This window comes from Nonomuraea mesophila, from assembly GCF_004352805.1.
Taxonomy (GTDB): Bacteria; Actinomycetota; Actinomycetes; order Streptosporangiales; family Streptosporangiaceae; genus Nonomuraea; species Nonomuraea longispora.
Genome location: NZ_SMLD01000033.1, coordinates 16,350 through 35,049, shown reverse-complemented (window position 1 = coordinate 35,049; position 18,700 = coordinate 16,350). Strand labels below are relative to the sequence as shown.

Sequence of the window (18,700 nt, the reverse complement as noted above, 5' to 3'; positions counted from 1 at the left end):
GAACGGGGAGGGCACGAGGCACACCTCTCGTCAGGCGGCGGACAGCGAGGCGAGGAGGCCGGGCAGGCGGCCGGTGGCGGCGGCGACCCGCAGCACGTCCTGGTATTCGCGCCACCACACGATCCGCCCGTCGCGGACCCTGAGCACGCCGATGAAGGACGCCGACACCCGCTCCCCCGTCCCGGGCAGGACGGCGCCCAGTTCGTACTCGACGATGATCGTGCCGGGGTCGGCGGTGTCGTGCACCGTGGCCTCGCCCATCTCCAGCCGCGCCGGCAGCGCGGCCCGGCCCGCGCGGGCGAACGCCAGGAACCGTTCGCGCCCCTCGACGCGGCGCGGGCTGCCGGGCGGCGCGAACGGCGTCTCGACGACGACGTCCTCGGCCCACAGCCCGTCGACCTCCTCACCGGAGATGTGGCGGCGCAGCCCGTCGAACGCCTCGCGCGCACTCATCATGGAGCTCCTTCCATCCGACTAAGATGAGTTGCCACTCATGATTAACAAAATAATGAGTGGCAACTCATGTTGTCAACGGGAGGTCAGTCAGCCGATGGCCCAGTTGCGCGCCGACGCCCGGCGCAACCGCGAGCGCATCCTCGCCGCCGCCGAGTCCGTCTTCGCCGAGCGCGGCGCGTCCGCCTCGACGGAGGAGGTGGCCGCGCGGGCCGAGGTCGCGATCGGGACCGTGTTCCGGCACTTCCCCACGAAGAACGACCTGCTCGGCGCGATCGTGAAGCGGCTGCTCGAGCGGCTGGCCGAGGAGGCGGAGTCGCTGGCGGAGCAGGGCGAGCCGGAGACGGCGTTGTTCGCGTTCTTCACCCACGTGGTGGAGGAGGCGGCGGCGCGTAAGACCGTGGCCGAACTGCTGGCGGGCGGCGGCGTGGACGTGCGGACCGGCAAGCCGCTCGAACGGCTGCGCCGGCCGGTCGGCACGCTGCTGGACCGCGCCCAGCGGGCCGGGGCGGTGCGGCGGGAGGTGGGGCCGGACGAGGTGATGGCCCTGCTCTCGGCGACCTCTCAGGCGGCCCTGCTGGCCGGCTGGACCCCGGGCCTGCGGGACCGCACGATGGAGATCATCTTCACGGGGTTGCGCGCCTGAGCCGGTAGAGCACGTGCCGGCGCAGCGGGCTGCCCTCGGGGACGCCGGGGTGGTCGAAGTCCTCGGCGGGGTCGCGGGTCATGCCGAGCCGCTCCATCACGGCACGCGAGCGCACGTTGCCCGTGGCCGTCATGGAGATGAGGGCGTCGAGTCCCGCCTCGGCGAAGGCGTACGCGACGGCCCGCCTGGCCGCCTCGGTGGCGTAGCCGTGCCCCCACGCCGGGCGGGCCAGCCGCCACCCGATCTCCACGGCGGGCAGGAACGGGGCGTCGAACCTCTGCCGGACCAGCCCGGCGAAGCCGATGAAGAGCCCGCTCCCCCGCACCTCCAGCGCCCACAACCCGAAGCCGTGCCGGTCGAAGCCCTGCTCGATCCGGCCGACCATGGTCTCGCTCTGCTCCCGGGTGAGCGTCGCGGGGAAGTGCTCCATGACCTCGGGGTCGGCGTTCATGGCCGCGAAGGGCGCGAGGTCGCTCTCGCGCCACCTGCGCATGATCAGTCGCTCGGTCTCCACCCGGTCAGAGTACGCGCGCCAGAAAGGCCTTCGTACGCGGGCTTTCCGGGCGGTCCAGCACGTCCGAGGGAGCGCCCGACTCGACCACCACGCCGTCGTCCATGAACACCACCCGGTCGGCCACCTCCCGCGCGAACCCGATCTCGTGGGTCACCACGATCATGGTGAGCCCGTCCTCCGCCAGGCCCTTCATCACGGCGAGCACCTCGCCGACGAGCTCGGGGTCGAGGGCGCTGGTCGGCTCGTCGAACAACATCAGCTTGGGCCGCATCGCCAGCGCGCGGGCGATGGCCACGCGCTGCTGCTGCCCGCCGGACAGCTGGCGGGGGTAGGCGTGCGCCTTCTCCTCCAGCCCGACCCTGCGCAGCAGCGCGTGCGCGCGCTCCTTGGCCTGGTCGCGGGGTTCGCCTCGGACGCCGACAGGGGCCTCGATGACGTTCTGCACCACGGTGAAGTGCGGGAAGAGGTTGAACTGCTGGAAGACCATGCCGATCTCCCTGCGCTGGCGGGTGACCTCCCGCTTGCGCAGGTGCCGTACGCGGCCTCCCGACGCCTCGAACCCGATCAGCTCCCCGTCGACGTGGATGGAGCCGCCGTCGATGGTCTCCAGGTGGTTGACGCAGCGCAGGAACGTCGACTTGCCCGACCCGGACGGCCCCAGGACGACCACGACCTCCCCTTGCCGCACCTCCAGGTCGATGCCCTTGAGCACCTCCAGGTGACCGAAGTGTTTGCGCACGCCGCGGGCGCGGACCATGGGTACGGTCACGAGGGCACCTCCGGGGCCGGGCGGCGGCGGAAGGTCAGGAACGACCAGAAGCTCTGCGGGGCGTTCCTGGTGGCGCCGCGCGCGTAGTGGCGCTCGATGAACGACTGGCCGACGTACAGGATCGAGGTGATCACCAGATACCAGACGCAGGCGACGATCAGCAGCGGGATGGTCTGGAACGTACGGTTGTAGATGGACTGCACGGTGTAGAGCAGGTCGGCCAGCGCGATGACGCTGACCAGAGACGTGGCCTTCAGCATGCTGATGACCTGGCTGCCGGTGGGCGGGATGATGAAGCGCATCGCCTGGGGCAGCACGATCCTGCGGAAGGTCCTGCCACTGCTCATGCCGAGCGCGGAGGCGGCCTCGGTCTGGCCGTGGTCGACCGACATGAGCCCGCCGCGGATGATCTCCGCCATGTACGCGCCCTCGTTCAGGCCGAGGCCGAGGATGGCGGCGAGCAACGGCGTGATGAGCACGTTGGTGTCGGCGCTGACGAACTCGGGCCCGAACGGGACACCGAACGAGATCTCCGGCAGCAGGTACGACAGGTTGTACCAGAGCACGAGCTGCACCAGCACCGGAGTGCCGCGGAAGAACCACACGTACAGCCCGCAGGCGGCCCGCGCGACCGGGTTCTCCGACAGCCGGCCGATGGCGAGCAGCACGCCGAGGACCACGCCCACGGCCATGGCGATCACGGTGAGCAGCAGCGTGGTGAAGATGCCCTGGCCGATGATCTGGGCGTTGACGTACCGGCCGACCACGTCCCACTGGAAGTTGGGGTTGGTGACCAGCAGGCTCACGAGCTGGGCCCCGAGCACGAGCAGCACGATCGAGGCGACCCAGCGCAGCGGGTGGCGGGTGCGGGCGGCGCCCGCGACGTCGACGTCGGGCAGGCTCATGGCTTGGCCAGGTTGACGCCGGCCTGGTCCAGCTTGTTGTCGGACGTGCCCCACCTGTCCATGATCTTGTCGTACGTACCGTTGTCCATCAGCTTCTGGATGCCGTCCTTGAGCACGTCGCGCAGCGGCGAGTCCTTGGCCACGACGGCGCCCTGGTAGAGGTCGTCGAAGCCGTTGCGCTGCCCCTTGCCGGCGAGTTCGAGCTTGCCGCCGGCCTGGTCCACGAAGTAGGTGAGCGGCGCCTGGGAGGAGAAGAACGCGTCGGCCCGTCCGGAGCTGACCGCCAGCACGGAGGTGGGCTGGTCCTTGTACGACTGCACGTTGATCTTCGGCTTGCCCTCCTTGGCGCACGTCTGCGACTGCCCCTTGATCACGCTCTCGGCGGAGCCGCCGGCCATGACGGAGATCTTCAGCCCGCACGTGTCCGCCAGGGAGCCGATCTTCTTCGGGTTGCCCTTCGGCACCGCGAAGACCACGAACTCCTTGACCCAGTCGACGAAGTCGTTGGACTTCTGCCGGTCGGGGAAGTCGCCGATGGGACCGATGGCGAAGTCGTAGCGCCCGGAGGCGATGCCGGTCAGCGAGCTGGGCAGGCCGTCCACGGTGACGTGCTCGATCTTGACCCCGAGCACCTGGCCGAGCGCCTCGGACATGTCGGCGGCGGCGCCGGTCAGCGACCTGCCGTCGGCTCCGGCGATCTCGTACGGCGGGAAGGAGCCGTTGTTCACCGAGACGAGCTTGCCCGCCTGCTTGACCTTGCCGGGCAGGCGGTCGTACAGCGCCTGGTCCTTGGCCTGGGCGGCGGTCGTGCCCTTGGGCTGCTGGGAGTCGAGCACGCCCTCCGCCTCCTCCGGGTTGGCGCCGCATCCGGCCGCCAGGAGGGCCGCGCCGAGCAGGGCGGCCGTCACCCGCGTCGCGTACCTAGACATGTCGCTCCAATCGTGGGTCGACGGCGAAGCGCCGGTTCTCGAGGACGGGCAGGGCGAGCCGGGCGTCGGCCAGCTCGCCGGCCGAGGCGTCGGCCCAGAGCAGGCCCGGGGCGTCGCCGAGCCGGGCCCGGGTGATGCCGAGCGGGTCGACGACCATGCTGGCCCCGATGTTGCGCCGGCCGCACTCGCCGGAGGCGGCGACGTAGCAGGTGTTCTCCAGGGCGCGGGCGGTGACCATGACCTCCCAGTGCCACTCCTTGGCCGGGCCGCGCACCCACGCGGTGGGCAGCGCTATGATCTGGGCGCCCTGGTCGGCCAGCAGCCTGGCCATCTCGGGGAAGCGCACGTCGTAGCAGGTCATCATGCCGACCTTCCAGCCCGCGCAGTCGATCACGACGGGGGCGTTCGTGCCGGGGACGACGTGGCCGGACTCGCGCCGGCCGAAGGCGTCGTACAGGTGCAGCTTGGTGTAGGTGGCGACGAGCTCGCCGTCCCTGGCGGCGACCAGGACGTTGTGCACGCGGCCGTCGGCGGCGGGGATGTGCACGCCGGCTATCACGGTGGTCGCCGAGCCGCGCGTACGCTCGACCAGCCCGCTGACGAACGGCCCGTCCAGGGGCTGCGCGGCCTGCCTGATGCGGGCGGGCTCGTCGACGAAGAGCGCGAGCGAGCCCTCGGGCAGCACCAGCAGGCCGGCGTCGCCCGCCACGGCCCGGTCGATCAGGTCCTGGCAGGTCTTGAGGTTCTGGGTCCAGTCCTCCGCGGAGGCGAACTGCCCGACGGCGATTCTCATGCGGCGAAGACCTCCTCGGCTCCGATGGGTCGGGACGAGATGCCCTGGGCGTGCAGCTCGTCGCAGAAGGCGGCGACCATGGCCGCGTTGGGGGCGGCGCCGTACGGCATCCAGTCGTGGCCGAAGGTCAGCGCGGTCGTGGTCAGGTCGGACAGCAGCCACGGCGTGGTGTCGGCGAGCAGCCGCCGCCGGGCCAGCCAGTGGCGCTTGGAGCGCTCGAACACGTCCTGCACGGCCTGCGGCAGCCACGGGTGGCGTTCGACGCTCTCGCGTTTGAGCGTCACGAGGTGGATGCCGGGCACGAAGCCGGTCCGCCGGTAGTAGGCGAGCTCGGCGGCGCGGTGGTCGGGCAGCAGGTGGCGCAGGCGGCTGTCCGGGGTGAACAGCTCCGGCGGCATGAACGGCGTCATGATGGCGTCGAAGCGGCCGGCCGCGAGCCCTTCCGCGAGCCCGTCGGTGGTCTGCGAGACGTTGCCGGGGAGCGGGCCTGGGCCGGTCCTGTCCTTGCCGCTCTCGCCGGCGACCAGCGGGCCGACCGTCCACTCGATGCCGCCGAGGTCCACGCCCGCGGCTCTGAGCAGCGCCCGGGTCCAGGTGTTGCCCGAGTCGGGCCAGCCGGTGAGCCCGACGCGGGCGCCCTTGAGCTCCTCCAGCGTGGTCGGCTCGCTGTCGCGGCGGACGAGGACGCACCGGTGGCGGAAGCCGCGCATGACGAAGACGGGCAGGCCCACGAGCCGGTCGTCGCCGGCGGCGCGGCCGAGCACGTACCTGCTGAACGAGGTCTCGCCGCCGTCCAGGCCGGGCTCACTCAGCACGTCGGGTGTGACGCGGCGCGAGTCGAGGTCGAGGGCGAAGCCCTCAGGTGTGACCTCCCCCGTCACGATCGGCACGAGGTGGTCCCAGTCCCGCACTGCCAGCCGAATCCGAATCTCCGCCACAAACCCCCCAAACGATATCAGTTGCCGCGAATTGCGAGAAACCATATGTTCAGGGGAAAGGCGAACACAAGACGATCTTTGTTGCTGAACAAAGATTTGCGGAACTCATGGGGGTGAAGTGGACGCCGCATGGCTGGCGGAACACATCGGCGAACCGAGCGCACGCGGGATCGCGACCGTCCTGACCGACCTGATCAGGGAGGGCACGGTGACCGCCGACACCCGCCTGCCCACGGTGCGCGCCCTGGCCAGGGAGCTGAGGGTCAGCTCCGGCACCGTCGCCGAGGCGTGGTCGGAGCTGCGCCGGCACGGCATGATCCGCACCGACCGCCGCAGGGGCACGGTGGTGCTCGGCCCGCCCGACGTGCCGCGCCCCATCCGGTACGAGCGCATCGGCCACTTCGGCGACCGCCTGGCCATCGACCTGGCGATCGCCTCCCCCGACCCGGCGCTGCTGCCGCCGCTGGAGGCGGCCCTGTCGGCCGCCGCCCACGCCGACCGGCTCAACGACTACACGCGCGAGACGATCACGCCACGGCTGCGCGCCGCCGTGGAGCCGGACTGGCCGTTCCACGCCCAGGGCTGGCTCGCGGTCGGCGGCGGCTACGAGGGCGTGCAGCTCCTCTGCCAGACCGCGGCCCTGCCCGGCGACCGGATCGCCATCGAGGAGCCGACCGCCGCGCGGCTGCTGGACATCCTTGAGACGATCGGCGTGCAGATCGTCCCGGTCGCCTGCGACGAGAACGGCCCGCTGCCCGGCGCGCTGGCCAGGGCGCTGCGGGCCAGGCCGGTGGCGTTCGTCTACCAGCCGCGCGGCCAGTCGCCCCGCGGCCACGCCGTCACCCCTGAGCGATCCGCCGAGCTGGCCGCCCTGCTGGAGCCCACGGCGACCCTCATCGTCGAGGACGACGGGATCGGCGCGCTGTCGGTCTCGCCCACGGTGAGCATGGGAGCGCGCTTCCCCGACCGTACGGTGCTGGTGCGGTCGTACTCCAAGTCCCACGGCCCCGACCTGCGCATCGCGGTGGTCGGCGGGGCGGCCGAGGCCGTGGAGCGGGTGCGCGTGCTGCGCAGCTTCGGCACCGGCTGGACCAGCAGGATCCTTCAGGACGCGCTGGCCCACCTGCTCGGCGACCCCGGGACGCGGGCCGTGGTCGAGCACGCCCGCGCCACCTACGCCGGGCGGCGCGCGCGGCTGGCCGCGGAGCTGTCCGCCCGGGGGGTGCGCACGGGCGGGCGCGACGGCCTGGTGTTGTGGGTGCCCGTACGCGACGAGCCCGCGGCCCTGGTCACCCTCGCGGCGCACGGGATCTCGGCGGCCCCCGGCAGCCGCTACGTCGTCGATCCCGCGCCCGGCCACCACCTGCGCCTGGCCACCGCCCGGCTCACCGACGACCCCGGCGAGCTCGCGGAGCTGGCCGACGTGATCGCGCTGGCCGCCACGGGCTCGCTCAGCGGCCCGGCCTGATCCCCGTCCGGCCGGGCACACCCCGCGGTCGCCGGTGGCGCGTCAGGCGTAGAAGACGCGCTCCACCACCTGCCGGGCGCGGCGGGTCACCCGGCGGTAGTCGTCGAGGAAGTCCTCCGAGCCGTCCGGCGGGTAGCCGAGCGCCTGCGCGATGAGGGCACGCTCTCTCGCCTCACGCGGCACGCTGTCGCCCGGCCGTCCCTTGGCCAGCATGATCGCGTCACGGATGCGGGAGGCGAAACGCCACGACTCGGCGAGCACCTCCTCGTCCGCCGGATCGAGCAGCCCCTCGGCCGCGGCCGCACGCAACGCCTCCAGCGTACGGGTGGTGCGCAGGGCCGGCCGCGTGCCCGCGTGGCGCAGTTGCAGGAGCTGGGCCACCCACTCCACGTCGGACAATCCGCCGGGGCCGAGCTTGGTGTGCAGGGCCGGGTCGGCGCCGCGCGGCAGCCGCTCGGCCTCCATGCGGGCCTTGAGCCGCCTGATCTCCCTGACGGCGTCGTCGCGCAGGCCGTCCTGCGGGTAGCGCCGCTCGTCGGCCATCGCCACGAACGCGGCGCCCAGGTCGGGGTCGCCGGCCGAGACCCTGGCCCGCAGCAGCGCCTGCGCCTCCCACGGCGACGACCAGCGCGCGTAGTAGGCGCGGTAGGAGGCCAGCGTGCGCACCAGCGGGCCCTGCCGCCCCTCCGGCCGCAGGTCGGGGTCGATGGCCAGCGGCGGGTCGGGGGCGGGCAGCGACAGCAGCCTGCGCAGCTCGTTGGCCACGGCGTGGGCGGCGTCGGTGGCCTCCCGCTCGTCCACGCCCGGCAGCGGCGAGTGCACGAACATGACGTCGGCGTCGCTGGCGTAGGAGCACTCCATGCCGCCCAGCCGGCCCATGGCGATGATCGCGAACGAGGTGGGCTGCGGGGCCTTGCCGAGCGCGGCGTCGAGCGCGGCCTGGAGGGTCACGTCGGTCAGCCGCGACAGCGCCGTGCCCACCGTCTCGATGTCGATGAGCGCGGAGATGTCGGCCACGGCCGTACGGAACAGCTCCTTGCGCCGCAGCGCCCGCACGGCCGCGACGGCGTTCTCCGGGTCTCCCGCGTGCCGCGACACCGCGGCGGACGCCTCGCCCAGCAGCGACTCCCGCGAGCGTACGGCCAGTTCCTCGTCCGAACCCAGCATCGCCACGGCGTCGGGCGCGTGCATGAGCAGGCCGGTCGCGTAGCGGCTGGTGCCGAGCACGCGCGCCATCCTGGCCGCCACCGCCGTCTCGTCGCGCAGCAGCCGCAGATACCACGGCGTGCTGCCCAGTTCGTCGCTGACCTGCCGGAACCCCAGCAGCGCCGCGTCCGGGTCGGGCGTGTCGGCGAACCAGCCCAGCATGACCGGCAGCAGCGTGCGCTGGATCGCGGCTCTCCTGGACACCCCCGTGGTCAGCGCGGCGATGTGGCGCAGCGCGCCCGTAGGGTCGTCGTAGCCGAGCGCCTCCAGCCGGGCCGCCGCCGCCGACGCCGACAGACGCGCCTCCGACTCCGGCAGCCGCGCCACGGCCTGCAGCAGCGGGCGGTAGAACAGCTTCTCGTGCAGCCGCCGCGCCTCCATCGCGTGCCGCCGCCACCTGGCGGTGAACTCTCCCACCGGGTCGGCCTGCATCCCCAGCGCGCGGCCCAGCCGGCGCAGGTCGGCCTCGTCGTCCGGCACGATGTGCGTACGCCTCAGCCGGTGCAGCTGCAGCAGGTGCTCGACCTGGCGCAGGAACGTGTACGCCTCCGCCAGGCCGCGCGAGTCGTCACGCCCGACGTAGCCGCCGCGGGAGAGCGCCGCCAGCGCGGGCAGCGTGCCCCGGCGGCGCAGGAGCGGGTCGAGCCTGCCGTGCACGAGTTGCAGCAACTGCACCGCGAACTCGATGTCGCGCAACCCGCCGGGCCCAAGCTTGAGCTGGCGCTCGCCCTCGGCGCGCACGTGCGCCTCCACCCGGCGGCGCATCGCCTGCACGTCCTCGACGAAGTGCTCGCGGGTGGCCGCCGACCACACCAGCTCGTTGACCGCCTCGACGTAGGCCGCGCCCAGCTCCAGGTCGCCGGCCACCGGGCGGGCCTTGAGCAGCGCCTGGAACTCCCACGTCTTCGCCCAGCGCCGGTAGTAGGCCAGATGGCTGGCGAGCGTGCGCACGAGCGGCCCCGACCGGCCCTCCGGCCGCAACCCGGCGTCCACCTCCCACAGCGAGCCCTCGGGGGTGGTCGTGCTGCAGGCTCGCATCATGGCCTGGGCCAGCCGGGTCGCCGTGCGCAGCGCCTTGGCCTCGTCGGCGCCCTCCCTGGGCTCCGCCACGAAGATCACATCGACGTCGCTGATGTAGTTGAGCTCGCGGGCGCCGCACTTGCCCATGCCGATCACGGCCAGGCGTACGTCGGCGGCGTCGGCGGCGTCCACCTCGGCCCGCGCGATGGCCAGCGCGGCCTCCAGCGCCGCCCCCGCCAGGTCGGACAGCTCCGCCATGACCTCCGCCGGCGCGGCCCGGCCGGTGAGGTCGCGCGCGGCCAGGTGCAGCACCCTGCCGCGGTAGGCCATCCGCAACGCCGTCAGCGCGTCGGCCGGCGGCACCCGCGCCGCGCCCCCGGGATCCGCGCCGACCGATCGGAGGAGCTCTTCGCGCGGGTCGCCCAGGCGGGGCTCGGCCAGCAGCGCCACCTGCTCCGGGTGGCGTACGAGGTGTTCGCCGAGCGCCGCGCTGACGCCGAGCACGGCGACGAGCCCGGCCCTCAACTCACCGTTGTCCCTGAGCGCGCGGGGCACGGACGGGTCCCGCTCGGCCAGGCGGGCCAGCGAGGCCAGCGCCTGGTCGGGGTCGGCCACGTCGACCAGCGACTCCAGCAGGTCGTCCAGATCGCCTCCCGCCTGGCCGACGAGCCTGGCGGCCCTGGCGCCGTCGGCGAAACCGAGCTTGGCGAGCCTTGCGGCGGTGGATTCGATCCTGGGCACCCCTCCATAGTGGCAGTTCCCTCACCGCGGGCCGTAGCAGGCTCTCAGTCGTTTCGGCCGGTCGCCGCGCGGGCGGAGGTCCGCACCACGTCGGCGAACGCCCTCGCCACCGGGCGCCAGGTCGCGACGAGGGCGCTCTCGGCCTCCTTGACCTCCGCGTTCAGCTCCTCGGCCCCCTCCAGCGCCGTCTCCCCGGTCCAGGACGCGAAGATCTCGGGTGTGGCCTCCGGGTGGAACTGCACCGCCCACGCGGCCTCGCCCAGCCGGTAGGCCTGGTGGGAGTACGGCGAGCCGGTCATCAACGGCACCGCGCCGTCGGGCGGCCGCGTGATGACGTCCTGGTGGTACTGGACGGCCACGGCCGTGCCGATCCCGGAGAAGAGCCGGTCGGAGGCGGCGCCGGGCAGGGCGCGCACCTCGCGGGCGCCCACCTCCAGCCCGTGGGAGCCCCGCTCGACGGCCCCGCCGCAGGCCATGGTCAGCAGCTGCGCCCCCAGGCAGATCGCCAGCGTCGGCGTGCCCTCCCCGGCCGCCCGCCGCAGCAGGTCGCGGGTGGCGGGCTGCCAGGGGCTGCGCTCGTCCTCCCACGCGGCCGCCGCGCCGCCGAGCACGATCAGCCCGGCTCCCGGGCGTGCGGGGATCTCGTCGCCCAGGTACGGCCGTACGACGTCGCAGTCGAGTCCCAGCCAGGCCTCCAGGTATCCGAGCCCGGCCTCGGCCTCGTGCTGGATGACGGTAACGCTCATACCGGCCCATTATCCGGAAATATCGGAGCAAGTTGCTACTGCTGTGACCGGAAACGATCACCGGGTTGCTGGACTGGGAGCAGTATTCTCATCCGGTGATTGATCATGGGATTCTCGACGGAACTGGTCGGCGCGTCACGCTACGGGAGATAGACGAAGAGAACTGGCGTGCAGTCGCTGACGTCGCGCCTCTTGACGAGCAGCGACGTTACGTCCCCGCCATGGCAGCCCGCTATCTGTTGCTGTCGATGCGTGAAGACAGCTGGAACTCGCTGGCGGTCTACGCCGACGACACGGTCGTTGGACACGTCATGTGGGGTGTGGACGAGGACGGCTCGCACTGGATCGGGGGAATGATTATCGATGGCTCAGAGCAGGGCAAGGGCCTCGGCCGCGCCCTCCTGCGCACCATGACAGCCTGGTTGGCGGCGCAGGAGGGCTGTTGGACGATCCGGCTGGCATATCAGCCAGAAAACATCGTTGCTGGACGGCTCTACGAGTCGCTGGGTTTCGTGCCGACGGGAGCAGTTGATGGCGAGGAGGTCATCGCGGAGCTGGCACCAAGTCGGCTTGACGATCGCTGAGTGATGACAGGGACGGCTCACCTGGCCCGATCATCCTGCGGCTGACAGGGGTCGGCCGCCCCAGCGGATGCCTTTCTCGCTGCGGACTCGGGCGCGTTCGCGGCGTTGGGCAGCCAGGACATCGGGGTGGCGAGCGTGGGAGTTGCGCCAGCGCAGGTAGGCGTGCAGCGCCCGGGTCTGGACGGTGTGGTTCGGGTGGTCGGAGTTGGCCAGGGAAACCGCCGTAAGGGGCCAAAGTGCGCCTCGATCGGGTTGGCCCACGAGGCGTACGTCGGGGTGAACAGCAGATTGACCTTGTTCTTCTTGGCCCATGCGCGGATGCGCCAGTTCTTGTGCGCCGACAGGTTGTCCAGAATGACGTAGATCGGGGCGCCGTCCGGGCAGGCGGCGCGGATCGAGCGGAGCGCGGCCCAGGTGTGCCCGATGCCCTTACGGGCCCGGTTGACGCCCCACAGCAAGTCATCGCCGACGGAGTAGCAGCCGTGGAAATACCTCACGCCCTCGGTGCGAGGGTAGGTGGCCGGCAGCCGGTCCGGCTCGCCCTGCGGGGCCCAGCCCGAGCCGGCGGTGGGCCGGATGCCGAGCGGCCCGAACTCGTCGAAGGCGAAAGTGCGCTCGGGCCGCTGCGTCAGGGCGTACTCGATCTCGTCCAGCTTGGCGTCGAAGTCGGGGTCCGGGGACTCTTTCCAGGTCTTGGTGCGCTGGAAGGTGATGCCGTGCCGGGCCAGCAAGGTGCGTAACGCCTCCCGGCCGATGGTGAAGGCGCGACCGGGAAGCCCGCGCAATCGAACCTGATCAACACCAGCCAACCGTCAGAGACGCTCTACACGCCAACCCGGTGATCGTTTCCGGTCACAGCACTACATGTCGGGCGGAGCCGCCCGGGGCGGCGGCACGTTTGGCCGCCTGGCCGGCCGCGCATATCCGGTCTGAGGCACCGGAGGGGAGACTTGTGAGGATCGTCGCGCTCGAGACCGTACGGCCCGCCGTACAACCCAATTTGCTGTTCGTCCGCCTGCACACCGACACCGGGCTGACAGGGCTCGGCGAGGCGTTCTTCGGCGCGCGGGCGGTGGAGGCGTACCTGCACGAGAGCGTCGCCCCCGTCCTGCTCGGCCTGGCCCGTCCCACGCCGGAACGGGTGGCCCGCCTGCTGACCCCGTACACCGGCTACCAGGGGTCCGGCGTGGAGACGCGCGGCAACGGCGCGGTCGACCTGGCGCTGTGGGACCTGCTCGGGCAGGCCGCCGGGCTGCCGCTCGTCGACCTGCTCGGCGGCGCGGTGCACGACGGCATGCCCATCTACAACACCTGCGCGGGTCCCGGGTACATCGCCGTCTCGACCCGGCAGGAGAGCGGCAACTGGGGCCTGGCCGCCGGCCGGTACGAGGACCTGAACGCCTTCCTCACCGACCCCGCCGGGCTCGCCCGCGATCTGCGCGAGCAGGGGATCGGCGGCATGAAGGTGTGGCCGTTCGACGGCGCGGCCGAGCGTACGGGCGGGGCCGGCATCTCCCGGGCCGACCTGGACCAGGGGCTCAAGGTGATCGAGGCCATCCGGGAGGAGGCCGGCATGGACATGAAGCTGATGGTGGAACTGCACGGCCTGTGGAGCCGGCCGGCCGCCGAGACGATCCTGGCCGCGCTGGAGCCGTACCGGCCGTTCTGGGTGGAGGACCCGCTGCGCTCGGACGCCGCCGACGCCTACGCCCGCCTCGGCTCCCCCGTGCCGATCGCCGCCGGCGAGACGTGCGTCGGGCGGCGCGGCTTCAAGCCGCTGCTCGACTCGGGCGCCGTCGACATCCTCACCCTCGACGTCCAGTGGACCGGCGGGCTGAGCGAGGCGCGCAAGGTCGCCTCGCTCGCCGACGCCTACGGCGTGCCGGTGGCTCCGCACGACTGCACCGGGCCGGCCACGCTGGCCGCCTGTGTGCACTTCGTGTGCGGCCAGCCCAACGGGCTCATCCAGGAGACGGTCAGAGCCTTCCTGCACACGTGGTACGGAGAGCTCGTCACCGGCCTGCCGGTCATCGAGAACGGCGTCATCACGCCGGGCCGCGAGCCCGGACACGGTGTACGGCTGCGCGAGGGCGACCTGGCCGCCCAGCGACGCGTCTCCCGCCTGTCGCCTTGAGAGGGTCGACGCCCGCGCCATGGACCGACGAGACACGCGGTGTCAGCGTGAAGCGATCCACGTGGCGCGGGCGGCGGCCACCAGGGTGCCGTCGTCCTCGTAGATGGCGCTCTGCCCGAACATCTTGCGCCCGTCGCGGCCGGTCGGCCGGGCCACCACGGAGTAGCGGCCGCCGGGGTGGACCGGGCGGTGGATCTGCACGGCGAGCCGCCCGAGCAGCGCGGTCTCCCCTGGGCCGAAGTGGGCCCAGCCGGTGATGCAGTCGAGCACCGCCCCGACGATCGAGGCCGGGACGCCGTCCTCGCCCGCCACGGTGAACGGCACCCGCCATCCGGCCGCCACCATGTCGGTGCCCTCCACGGGCCCGGGGAAGATGCGCAGGCCGTCGCCGGGCTCGCGCATACCGCAGGCGAAGCACTCGGCGAACGGGTGTGCCCGCAGCCCGACGAACCCCGCCTCGGCGCGGGCGGCGTCGGTGAACGGCACGAAGCCGGGACCCTCCAGGTCCTCCGCCACGGGGATCGCCTCGACCAGGAGCCGGTCGCCGTGGGAGAGGGAGACGGAGTTGGCCACGTGTTCGAGCCGCAGCTGGGTCTCCAGCGGGGTGGGAGCGTGAAGTGTGACTTCGACGGCTGATCGGCCACCGTTCATAGCCTCCGCCATGGTGCCCGCTATCCAGCCGCCGTTGGCGATCCCCGCCGGGCCGCGGAAGCGCTCGGGAACGGTCAGCACGGTCTGCAAGGCAGCCGTCGTCATGCCACGCCCTCCTATATCGCCGCCTAGGGCGAAAAGTCCGTAAATGTCAATAGAAGCAGGCCGATTTTACCCAGACTCCCGATTTCCGCAGATGCCGGGGGTCCCGCGGCTGATCGACACGACCTACAACGCCTCGATGAGGTCCGTTGCTTCCCACCCGTCGCGCGGTCACGCCTGCCGGGGACGTTAGATGTCCCACATCGCGCGGACGTGAGCAGGGGGTGAGAAGCAACGAAAATCGGCCTCACTCCGAACCGCTGCCGGGAGTGAGGCCGATCAAGGCGTCGGGCAGCACCCTATCCCGCCTCTTCCGCCTCCCGCGACCAATCCGCCGATACCGGCCTAGAACCATAGGCGGTTATGCCAGCAGACTGTCGGGATGGATCGGCTGACCTCATGGGAGCGCCGCACGAGCACGGCACTTCTCACCATTGGAATCGCGTTTCTCCTCAGCTGGGCGATCCCCATCGTCTTGCCCGGCCTTCCGCCCTTCGTTGACCAGATGTTCTGGTACCTCCAGGTGTGCACCTATTTTCTGTTCACCACGGACTACCTGATCCGCGTCTACCTGGCTCCCCGCCGCCTACCCTTCGTGCTCAGGAACATCCCCTCGCTCCTGGTTGTGGTGCTCCCCCTCCTGCGCCCGCTCTGGCTGCTGCGCGCGCTGCTGCTCCTGCAGGTGGTCGCCGAACGGATCCAGCTCCCGCTGCGGCTACGCGCGGTCGTGTACGTGAGCGGCACCGCCGTCTTCCTGGCCCTGGTCGGCAGCATCGCCGTGCTGGACGCGGAGCGAGGCAATCCCGCCGGCAACATCCAGACGATCGGCGACGCCCTGTGGTGGTCGCTCACCACGATGACCACCGTCGGGTACGGCGACCGCTTCCCCGTCACCCCCGAGGGCAGGCTGGTGGCGTCAGGGCTGATGCTGGCGGGGATCGCCCTGCTCGGTGTGGTCACCGCGGCCATCGCGTCCTGGTTCGTCGAGCGGTTCGAGCGCAACGCCGCCAGGGAGCGGCGTACCGAGGCCGACGTGGCGCAGATCCTTTCCGAGATCAACGAGCTGCGCGGGGCGGTGGACGAGCTGGCAGGCCTCCGCGACGACCAGGCCCAGCTGCACGATCGGCTGGACTCCCTGACCACACGCCTGGCCCGCTGATGCCGGACCGGCCGCGCGCCACGGCCCGGCTTCGACGAGTCTCTAAGGCACGCGGTCCCCTCGCCGGCACGGCACGGGACATGTACGTTGATCATTCGGGGGTGGGCCTGTGCAAGGGTCGAGATTGCGATACCCGCCCGGATCCCTGGTCATCCTGACCGGGCTCCCGGGCGCGGGCAAGACCACCCTGCTCCGCCGCCTGTACGGCCTGGGCGGCGACGAGAGCCTGCCCGTCACCGCGGGCGCGGTCGTGGTGATCGACTCGGCGCAGGCCAAGCGGCACTGGCACGGCAGGCTCGGCTGGCTGCCCGGCTCGGTGCGCCGCGCCTTGGTGTTCGCCACCCATGTGGGCCGCATCCGGGGGGCGCTCGCCAGCGGCCGCTCGGTCATCGCCCACAACCGGGGCTGCGCCCCGTACATGCTGAAGGGCTTCGCGTGGCTGGCGCGGCGGCACCGGACCCGCCTGTACCTGCTGCTGCTGGACGCGTCGCCGGAGGCGGCGCTGGCCGGGCAGCGGACCAGGGGCCGGGTGGTGGCGCCGCGCACGTTCGCGCGACACCAGCGGCGGTGGGCCGGTCTGGTGGCGCGGGTGAAGAACGGAGATCCCGGGCCCGCGGCGGGCGCGCTGATCGTCGACCGCTCGGAGGCGGCCCTGCTGGAGGCGATCACCTTCGACGACGGCGAGCGCCCGCGGGAGATCCGGACCATCGGGTCGGCGCCCGACCACGACGGGTGACCGCGCGACATCTCCTCTCGCGGTCATGCCGATCCCGCTCCGGGGGTTCGCGCCCGCTGAGAGCGGGCCTACCCCGCTGCGCCGCGCGGGCGAACAGGCCCCTTCACAACACGGGCAGGTAGCGGCCGAGCTCGAACTCGGTCACGGTGCGGCGGTATTCGTTCCACTCGGCCCGCTTGTTGCGCAGGAAGAAGTCGAAGACGTGCTCGCCCAGCGTCTCGGCCACCAGCTCGCTGCGTTCCATGACGGCGATCGCCTCGTCCAGCGACCCGGGCAGCGGCTGGATGCCGAGGGCCCGCCGTTCGGCGCTGGTCAGTGTCCACACGTTGTCCTCGGCGGCGGCGGGCAGCTCGTAGCTCTCCTCGATGCCCTTCAGCCCGGCCGCCAGGATCAGCGCGAACGCCAGGTAGGGGTTGCACGCCGAGTCGAGCGAGCGGAACTCGATGCGCGTCGAGCCGCCCTTGTGTGGTTTGTACATCGGCACCCGGACCAGCGCGGAGCGGTTGTTGTGGCCCCAGCACACGTAGGAGGGCGCCTCGCCGCCCTGGCCGGCGATGAACTCGGCGCCGCCCCAGAGCCGCTTGTAGGAGTTGACCCACTGGTTGGTGATGGCGGTGATCTCGGCGGCGTGCCTGAGCAGCCCGGCGATGAACGAGCGCCCGATCTTGGACAGGCGGTAGTCGACGCCTGCCTCGTAGAAGGCGTTGCGGTCGCCCTCGAACAGCGACACGTGGGTGTGCATGCCTGAGCCCGGGTGCTCGGTGAACGGCTTGGGCATGAACGAGGCCCAGATGCCCTGCTCCAGCGCGACCTCCTTCATGACCAGGCGGAAGGTCATGATGTTGTCGGCCGTGGTGAGCGCGTCGGCGTAGCGCAGGTCGATCTCCTGCTGGCCGGGCGCGCCCTCGTGGTGGCTGAACTCCACCGAGATGCCCATCGACTCCAGCATCATGATCGCCTGGCGCCGGAAGTCGTGGCCGGAGCTGTGGGGGGTGTGGTCGAAGTAGCCGCCCGAGTCGATCGGCTCGGGCCGGCCGCCCGGCTCCGGCCGGTTCTTCAGCAGGAAGAACTCGATCTCGGGGTGGGTGTAGAAGGTGAAGCCCATGTCGGCGCACTTGGCGAGCGTGCGCTTGAGCACCCAGCGGGGGTCGGCGTGCGAGGGCGAGCCGTCGGGCATGAGGATGTCGCAGAAGATGCGCGCCGCGCCCGGCGTCTCGCTGCGCCAGGGCAGGATCTGGAACGTGGACGGGTCGGGCTTGGCCAGCATGTCGGACTCGTAGACGCGGGCGAAGCCCTCGATGGCCGAGCCGTCGAAGCCGATGCCCTCGGCGAACGCGCCCTCCAGCTCGGCGGGGGCGATCGCGACGGACTTGAGGAAGCCGAGCACGTCGGTGAACCACAGCCGGATGAACCGGATGTCGCGTTCCTCGAGCGTGCGGAGCACGAACTCCTGCTGGCGGTCCACGGCGTCCCCTCAAAACGACAGTACGGGTCTCGTACCAGGATGCCGTGTCCGTGTTTCGCACACGTTACGAGGGTGCCAGTGAGGGAGCTCGTGAGGCTGCCCGGGAACAAGCCGGTGCGAGCCTCGCTGACAAAGGGCCCGCCCCGACTTACTGTGATCACGCAGTCAGTCTCGGGGGAGGCATTGGTGGCTATCGACCTGCTCAATCACAAGCTCGATCGAGCGTTCGACCACATCGACGCGAACGGCAACGGTGTCGTCGAGCGTGAGGACCTGCTGGGTCTGGGCGCCCGCATCCTGGTGGGCTTCGGGGAGTCCCCCACCTCGGTCGCCGGAGCCAGCCTCGTCGGAAGCTTCGACGGCATCTGGTCCGCCCTGTCGCTGGCGCTGGAGCGCGACGGCGACTCCGGTGTCACGCGGGAGGATTTCCGTAAGGGGATGACGGCGGCCTTCGTCACCGGCGACCGTTACGACCCGGTGTTCAGGCCGGCGACGGTGGCGGTGGCGGAGTTGTGCGACGCCGACGGCGACGGGAATGTGGGCCCTGCCGAGTTCCGCACGCTGTTGTGCGCGTTCGGCGTGGCCTACGACGACGTGGACGAGGCGTTCGACCGGCTCGACCGGGAGGGCAGGGGCACGCTCACCGTGGACGGGCTGGTCAGGGCCGCTGCCGAGTACTACACGAGCGGCGACCCCAACGCCACGGGCAACTGGCTCTTCGGGCCGCTGTGAAGGCCCCAG

At 71.7% G+C, this 18,700-nt stretch carries 18 protein-coding genes and 1 pseudogene; 7 read left to right on the top strand and 12 right to left on the bottom strand.

The window, feature by feature from the left end:
• Positions 1-30 precede the first annotated feature (30 nt).
• Positions 31-456 carry a nuclear transport factor 2 family protein gene (locus tag E1295_RS15295; RefSeq protein WP_246080057.1) on the bottom strand — a complete coding sequence of 142 codons (426 nt, stop codon included), beginning with the start codon at positions 454-456 and terminating at the stop codon, positions 31-33.
• A gap of 94 nt (positions 457-550) precedes the next feature.
• Between E1295_RS15295 and E1295_RS15290 the strand changes: the two genes are divergently transcribed.
• Positions 551-1,099: a TetR/AcrR family transcriptional regulator gene (locus E1295_RS15290; RefSeq protein WP_132630931.1), complete on the top strand. Its 549-nt coding sequence runs from the start codon at positions 551-553 to the stop codon at positions 1,097-1,099.
• Here the strand turns inward: E1295_RS15290 and E1295_RS15285 are convergent.
• The 6 genes from E1295_RS15285 to E1295_RS15260 are packed head-to-tail and all read right to left on the bottom strand — an operon-like array spanning position 1,080 to position 5,920.
• Positions 1,080-1,613: a GNAT family N-acetyltransferase gene (locus E1295_RS15285; protein ID WP_246080056.1), complete on the bottom strand. Its 534-nt coding sequence runs from the start codon at positions 1,611-1,613 to the stop codon at positions 1,080-1,082. The two genes, E1295_RS15290 and E1295_RS15285, sit on opposite strands and share 20 nt — an antisense overlap.
• Before the next feature lie 4 nt (positions 1,614-1,617).
• Positions 1,618-2,370 carry an amino acid ABC transporter ATP-binding protein gene (locus tag E1295_RS15280; RefSeq protein WP_132630971.1) on the bottom strand — a complete coding sequence of 251 codons (753 nt, stop codon included), beginning with the start codon at positions 2,368-2,370 and terminating at the stop codon, positions 1,618-1,620.
• Between the two features lie 8 nt (positions 2,371-2,378).
• Positions 2,379-3,287 (bottom strand): amino acid ABC transporter permease, encoded by a 909-nt coding sequence (locus E1295_RS15275; RefSeq protein ID WP_132630930.1) that lies wholly within the window; start codon positions 3,285-3,287, stop codon positions 2,379-2,381.
• Positions 3,284-4,216 carry an ABC transporter substrate-binding protein gene (locus tag E1295_RS15270; protein ID WP_132630929.1) on the bottom strand — a complete coding sequence of 311 codons (933 nt, stop codon included), beginning with the start codon at positions 4,214-4,216 and terminating at the stop codon, positions 3,284-3,286. Before E1295_RS15270 ends, E1295_RS15275 begins: the two co-directional genes overlap by 4 nt.
• Positions 4,209-5,009 carry a deaminated glutathione amidase gene (locus E1295_RS15265; RefSeq protein WP_132630928.1) on the bottom strand — a complete coding sequence of 267 codons (801 nt, stop codon included), beginning with the start codon at positions 5,007-5,009 and terminating at the stop codon, positions 4,209-4,211. The genes E1295_RS15270 and E1295_RS15265 overlap by 8 nt, the downstream gene beginning before the upstream one ends.
• Positions 5,006-5,920, bottom strand: coding sequence for a substrate-binding domain-containing protein (locus tag E1295_RS15260; RefSeq protein WP_220448727.1), 915 nt, complete (start codon positions 5,918-5,920; stop codon positions 5,006-5,008). Before E1295_RS15260 ends, E1295_RS15265 begins: the two co-directional genes overlap by 4 nt.
• A gap of 145 nt (positions 5,921-6,065) precedes the next feature.
• Between E1295_RS15260 and E1295_RS15255 the strand changes: the two genes are divergently transcribed.
• Positions 6,066-7,415 (top strand): aminotransferase-like domain-containing protein, encoded by a 1,350-nt coding sequence (locus E1295_RS15255; protein WP_132630926.1) that lies wholly within the window; start codon positions 6,066-6,068, stop codon positions 7,413-7,415.
• A 42-nt stretch (positions 7,416-7,457) separates the two neighbouring features.
• On the opposite strand, the gene E1295_RS15250 is transcribed toward E1295_RS15255, so the two are convergent.
• Together E1295_RS15250 and E1295_RS15245 are read right to left on the bottom strand one after the other, a co-directional pair.
• Complete coding sequence (locus tag E1295_RS15250) at positions 7,458-10,382, bottom strand: bifunctional [glutamine synthetase] adenylyltransferase/[glutamine synthetase]-adenylyl-L-tyrosine phosphorylase (RefSeq protein ID WP_132630925.1); 2,925 nt, start codon at positions 10,380-10,382, stop codon at positions 7,458-7,460.
• 44 nt (positions 10,383-10,426) lie between these two features.
• Positions 10,427-11,128 carry a type 1 glutamine amidotransferase gene (locus E1295_RS15245; protein WP_132630924.1) on the bottom strand — a complete coding sequence of 234 codons (702 nt, stop codon included), beginning with the start codon at positions 11,126-11,128 and terminating at the stop codon, positions 10,427-10,429.
• Positions 11,129-11,193: 65 nt separating this feature from the next.
• Here E1295_RS15245 and E1295_RS15240 point away from each other — a divergent pair, with 65 nt between their 5' ends.
• Positions 11,194-11,712, top strand: coding sequence for a GNAT family N-acetyltransferase (locus E1295_RS15240; RefSeq protein ID WP_220448726.1), 519 nt, complete (start codon positions 11,194-11,196; stop codon positions 11,710-11,712).
• A 30-nt stretch (positions 11,713-11,742) separates the two neighbouring features.
• On the opposite strand, the pseudogene E1295_RS15235 reads toward E1295_RS15240, so the two are convergent.
• A pseudogene (locus E1295_RS15235) lies at positions 11,743-12,497 on the bottom strand (IS630 family transposase); the annotation flags it as partial.
• 167 nt (positions 12,498-12,664) lie between these two features.
• Between E1295_RS15235 and E1295_RS15230 the strand changes: the two are divergent.
• Complete coding sequence (locus E1295_RS15230) at positions 12,665-13,846, top strand: mandelate racemase/muconate lactonizing enzyme family protein (RefSeq protein WP_220448725.1); 1,182 nt, start codon at positions 12,665-12,667, stop codon at positions 13,844-13,846.
• 42 nt (positions 13,847-13,888) lie between these two features.
• Here E1295_RS15230 and E1295_RS15225 read toward each other — a convergent pair whose 3' ends face one another.
• The gene (locus E1295_RS15225) at positions 13,889-14,602 is read right to left on the bottom strand and encodes a PaaI family thioesterase (protein ID WP_132630923.1); all 714 of its coding nucleotides are present in this window, start codon (positions 14,600-14,602) and stop codon (positions 13,889-13,891) included.
• Between the two features lie 502 nt (positions 14,603-15,104).
• On the opposite strand from E1295_RS15225, the gene E1295_RS15220 reads away from it, so the two are divergent.
• The gene (locus E1295_RS15220; protein WP_166427241.1) at positions 15,105-15,758 is read left to right on the top strand and encodes a potassium channel family protein; all 654 of its coding nucleotides are present in this window, start codon (positions 15,105-15,107) and stop codon (positions 15,756-15,758) included.
• A gap of 124 nt (positions 15,759-15,882) precedes the next feature.
• A complete protein-coding gene (locus tag E1295_RS15215) occupies positions 15,883-16,494 on the top strand; it encodes an AAA family ATPase (RefSeq protein ID WP_246080054.1) in 612 nt (203 codons plus the stop codon).
• Between the two features lie 103 nt (positions 16,495-16,597).
• Here the strand turns inward: E1295_RS15215 and glnA are convergent, their stop codons facing one another.
• A complete protein-coding gene (gene glnA, locus E1295_RS15210) occupies positions 16,598-17,959 on the bottom strand; it encodes a type I glutamate--ammonia ligase (protein WP_132630920.1) in 1,362 nt (453 codons plus the stop codon).
• 186 nt (positions 17,960-18,145) lie between these two features.
• Here glnA and E1295_RS15205 point away from each other — a divergent pair, with 186 nt between their 5' ends.
• Positions 18,146-18,691 carry an EF-hand domain-containing protein gene (locus E1295_RS15205; RefSeq protein ID WP_132630919.1) on the top strand — a complete coding sequence of 182 codons (546 nt, stop codon included), beginning with the start codon at positions 18,146-18,148 and terminating at the stop codon, positions 18,689-18,691.
• The last annotated feature ends 9 nt before the right edge of the window (positions 18,692-18,700 follow it).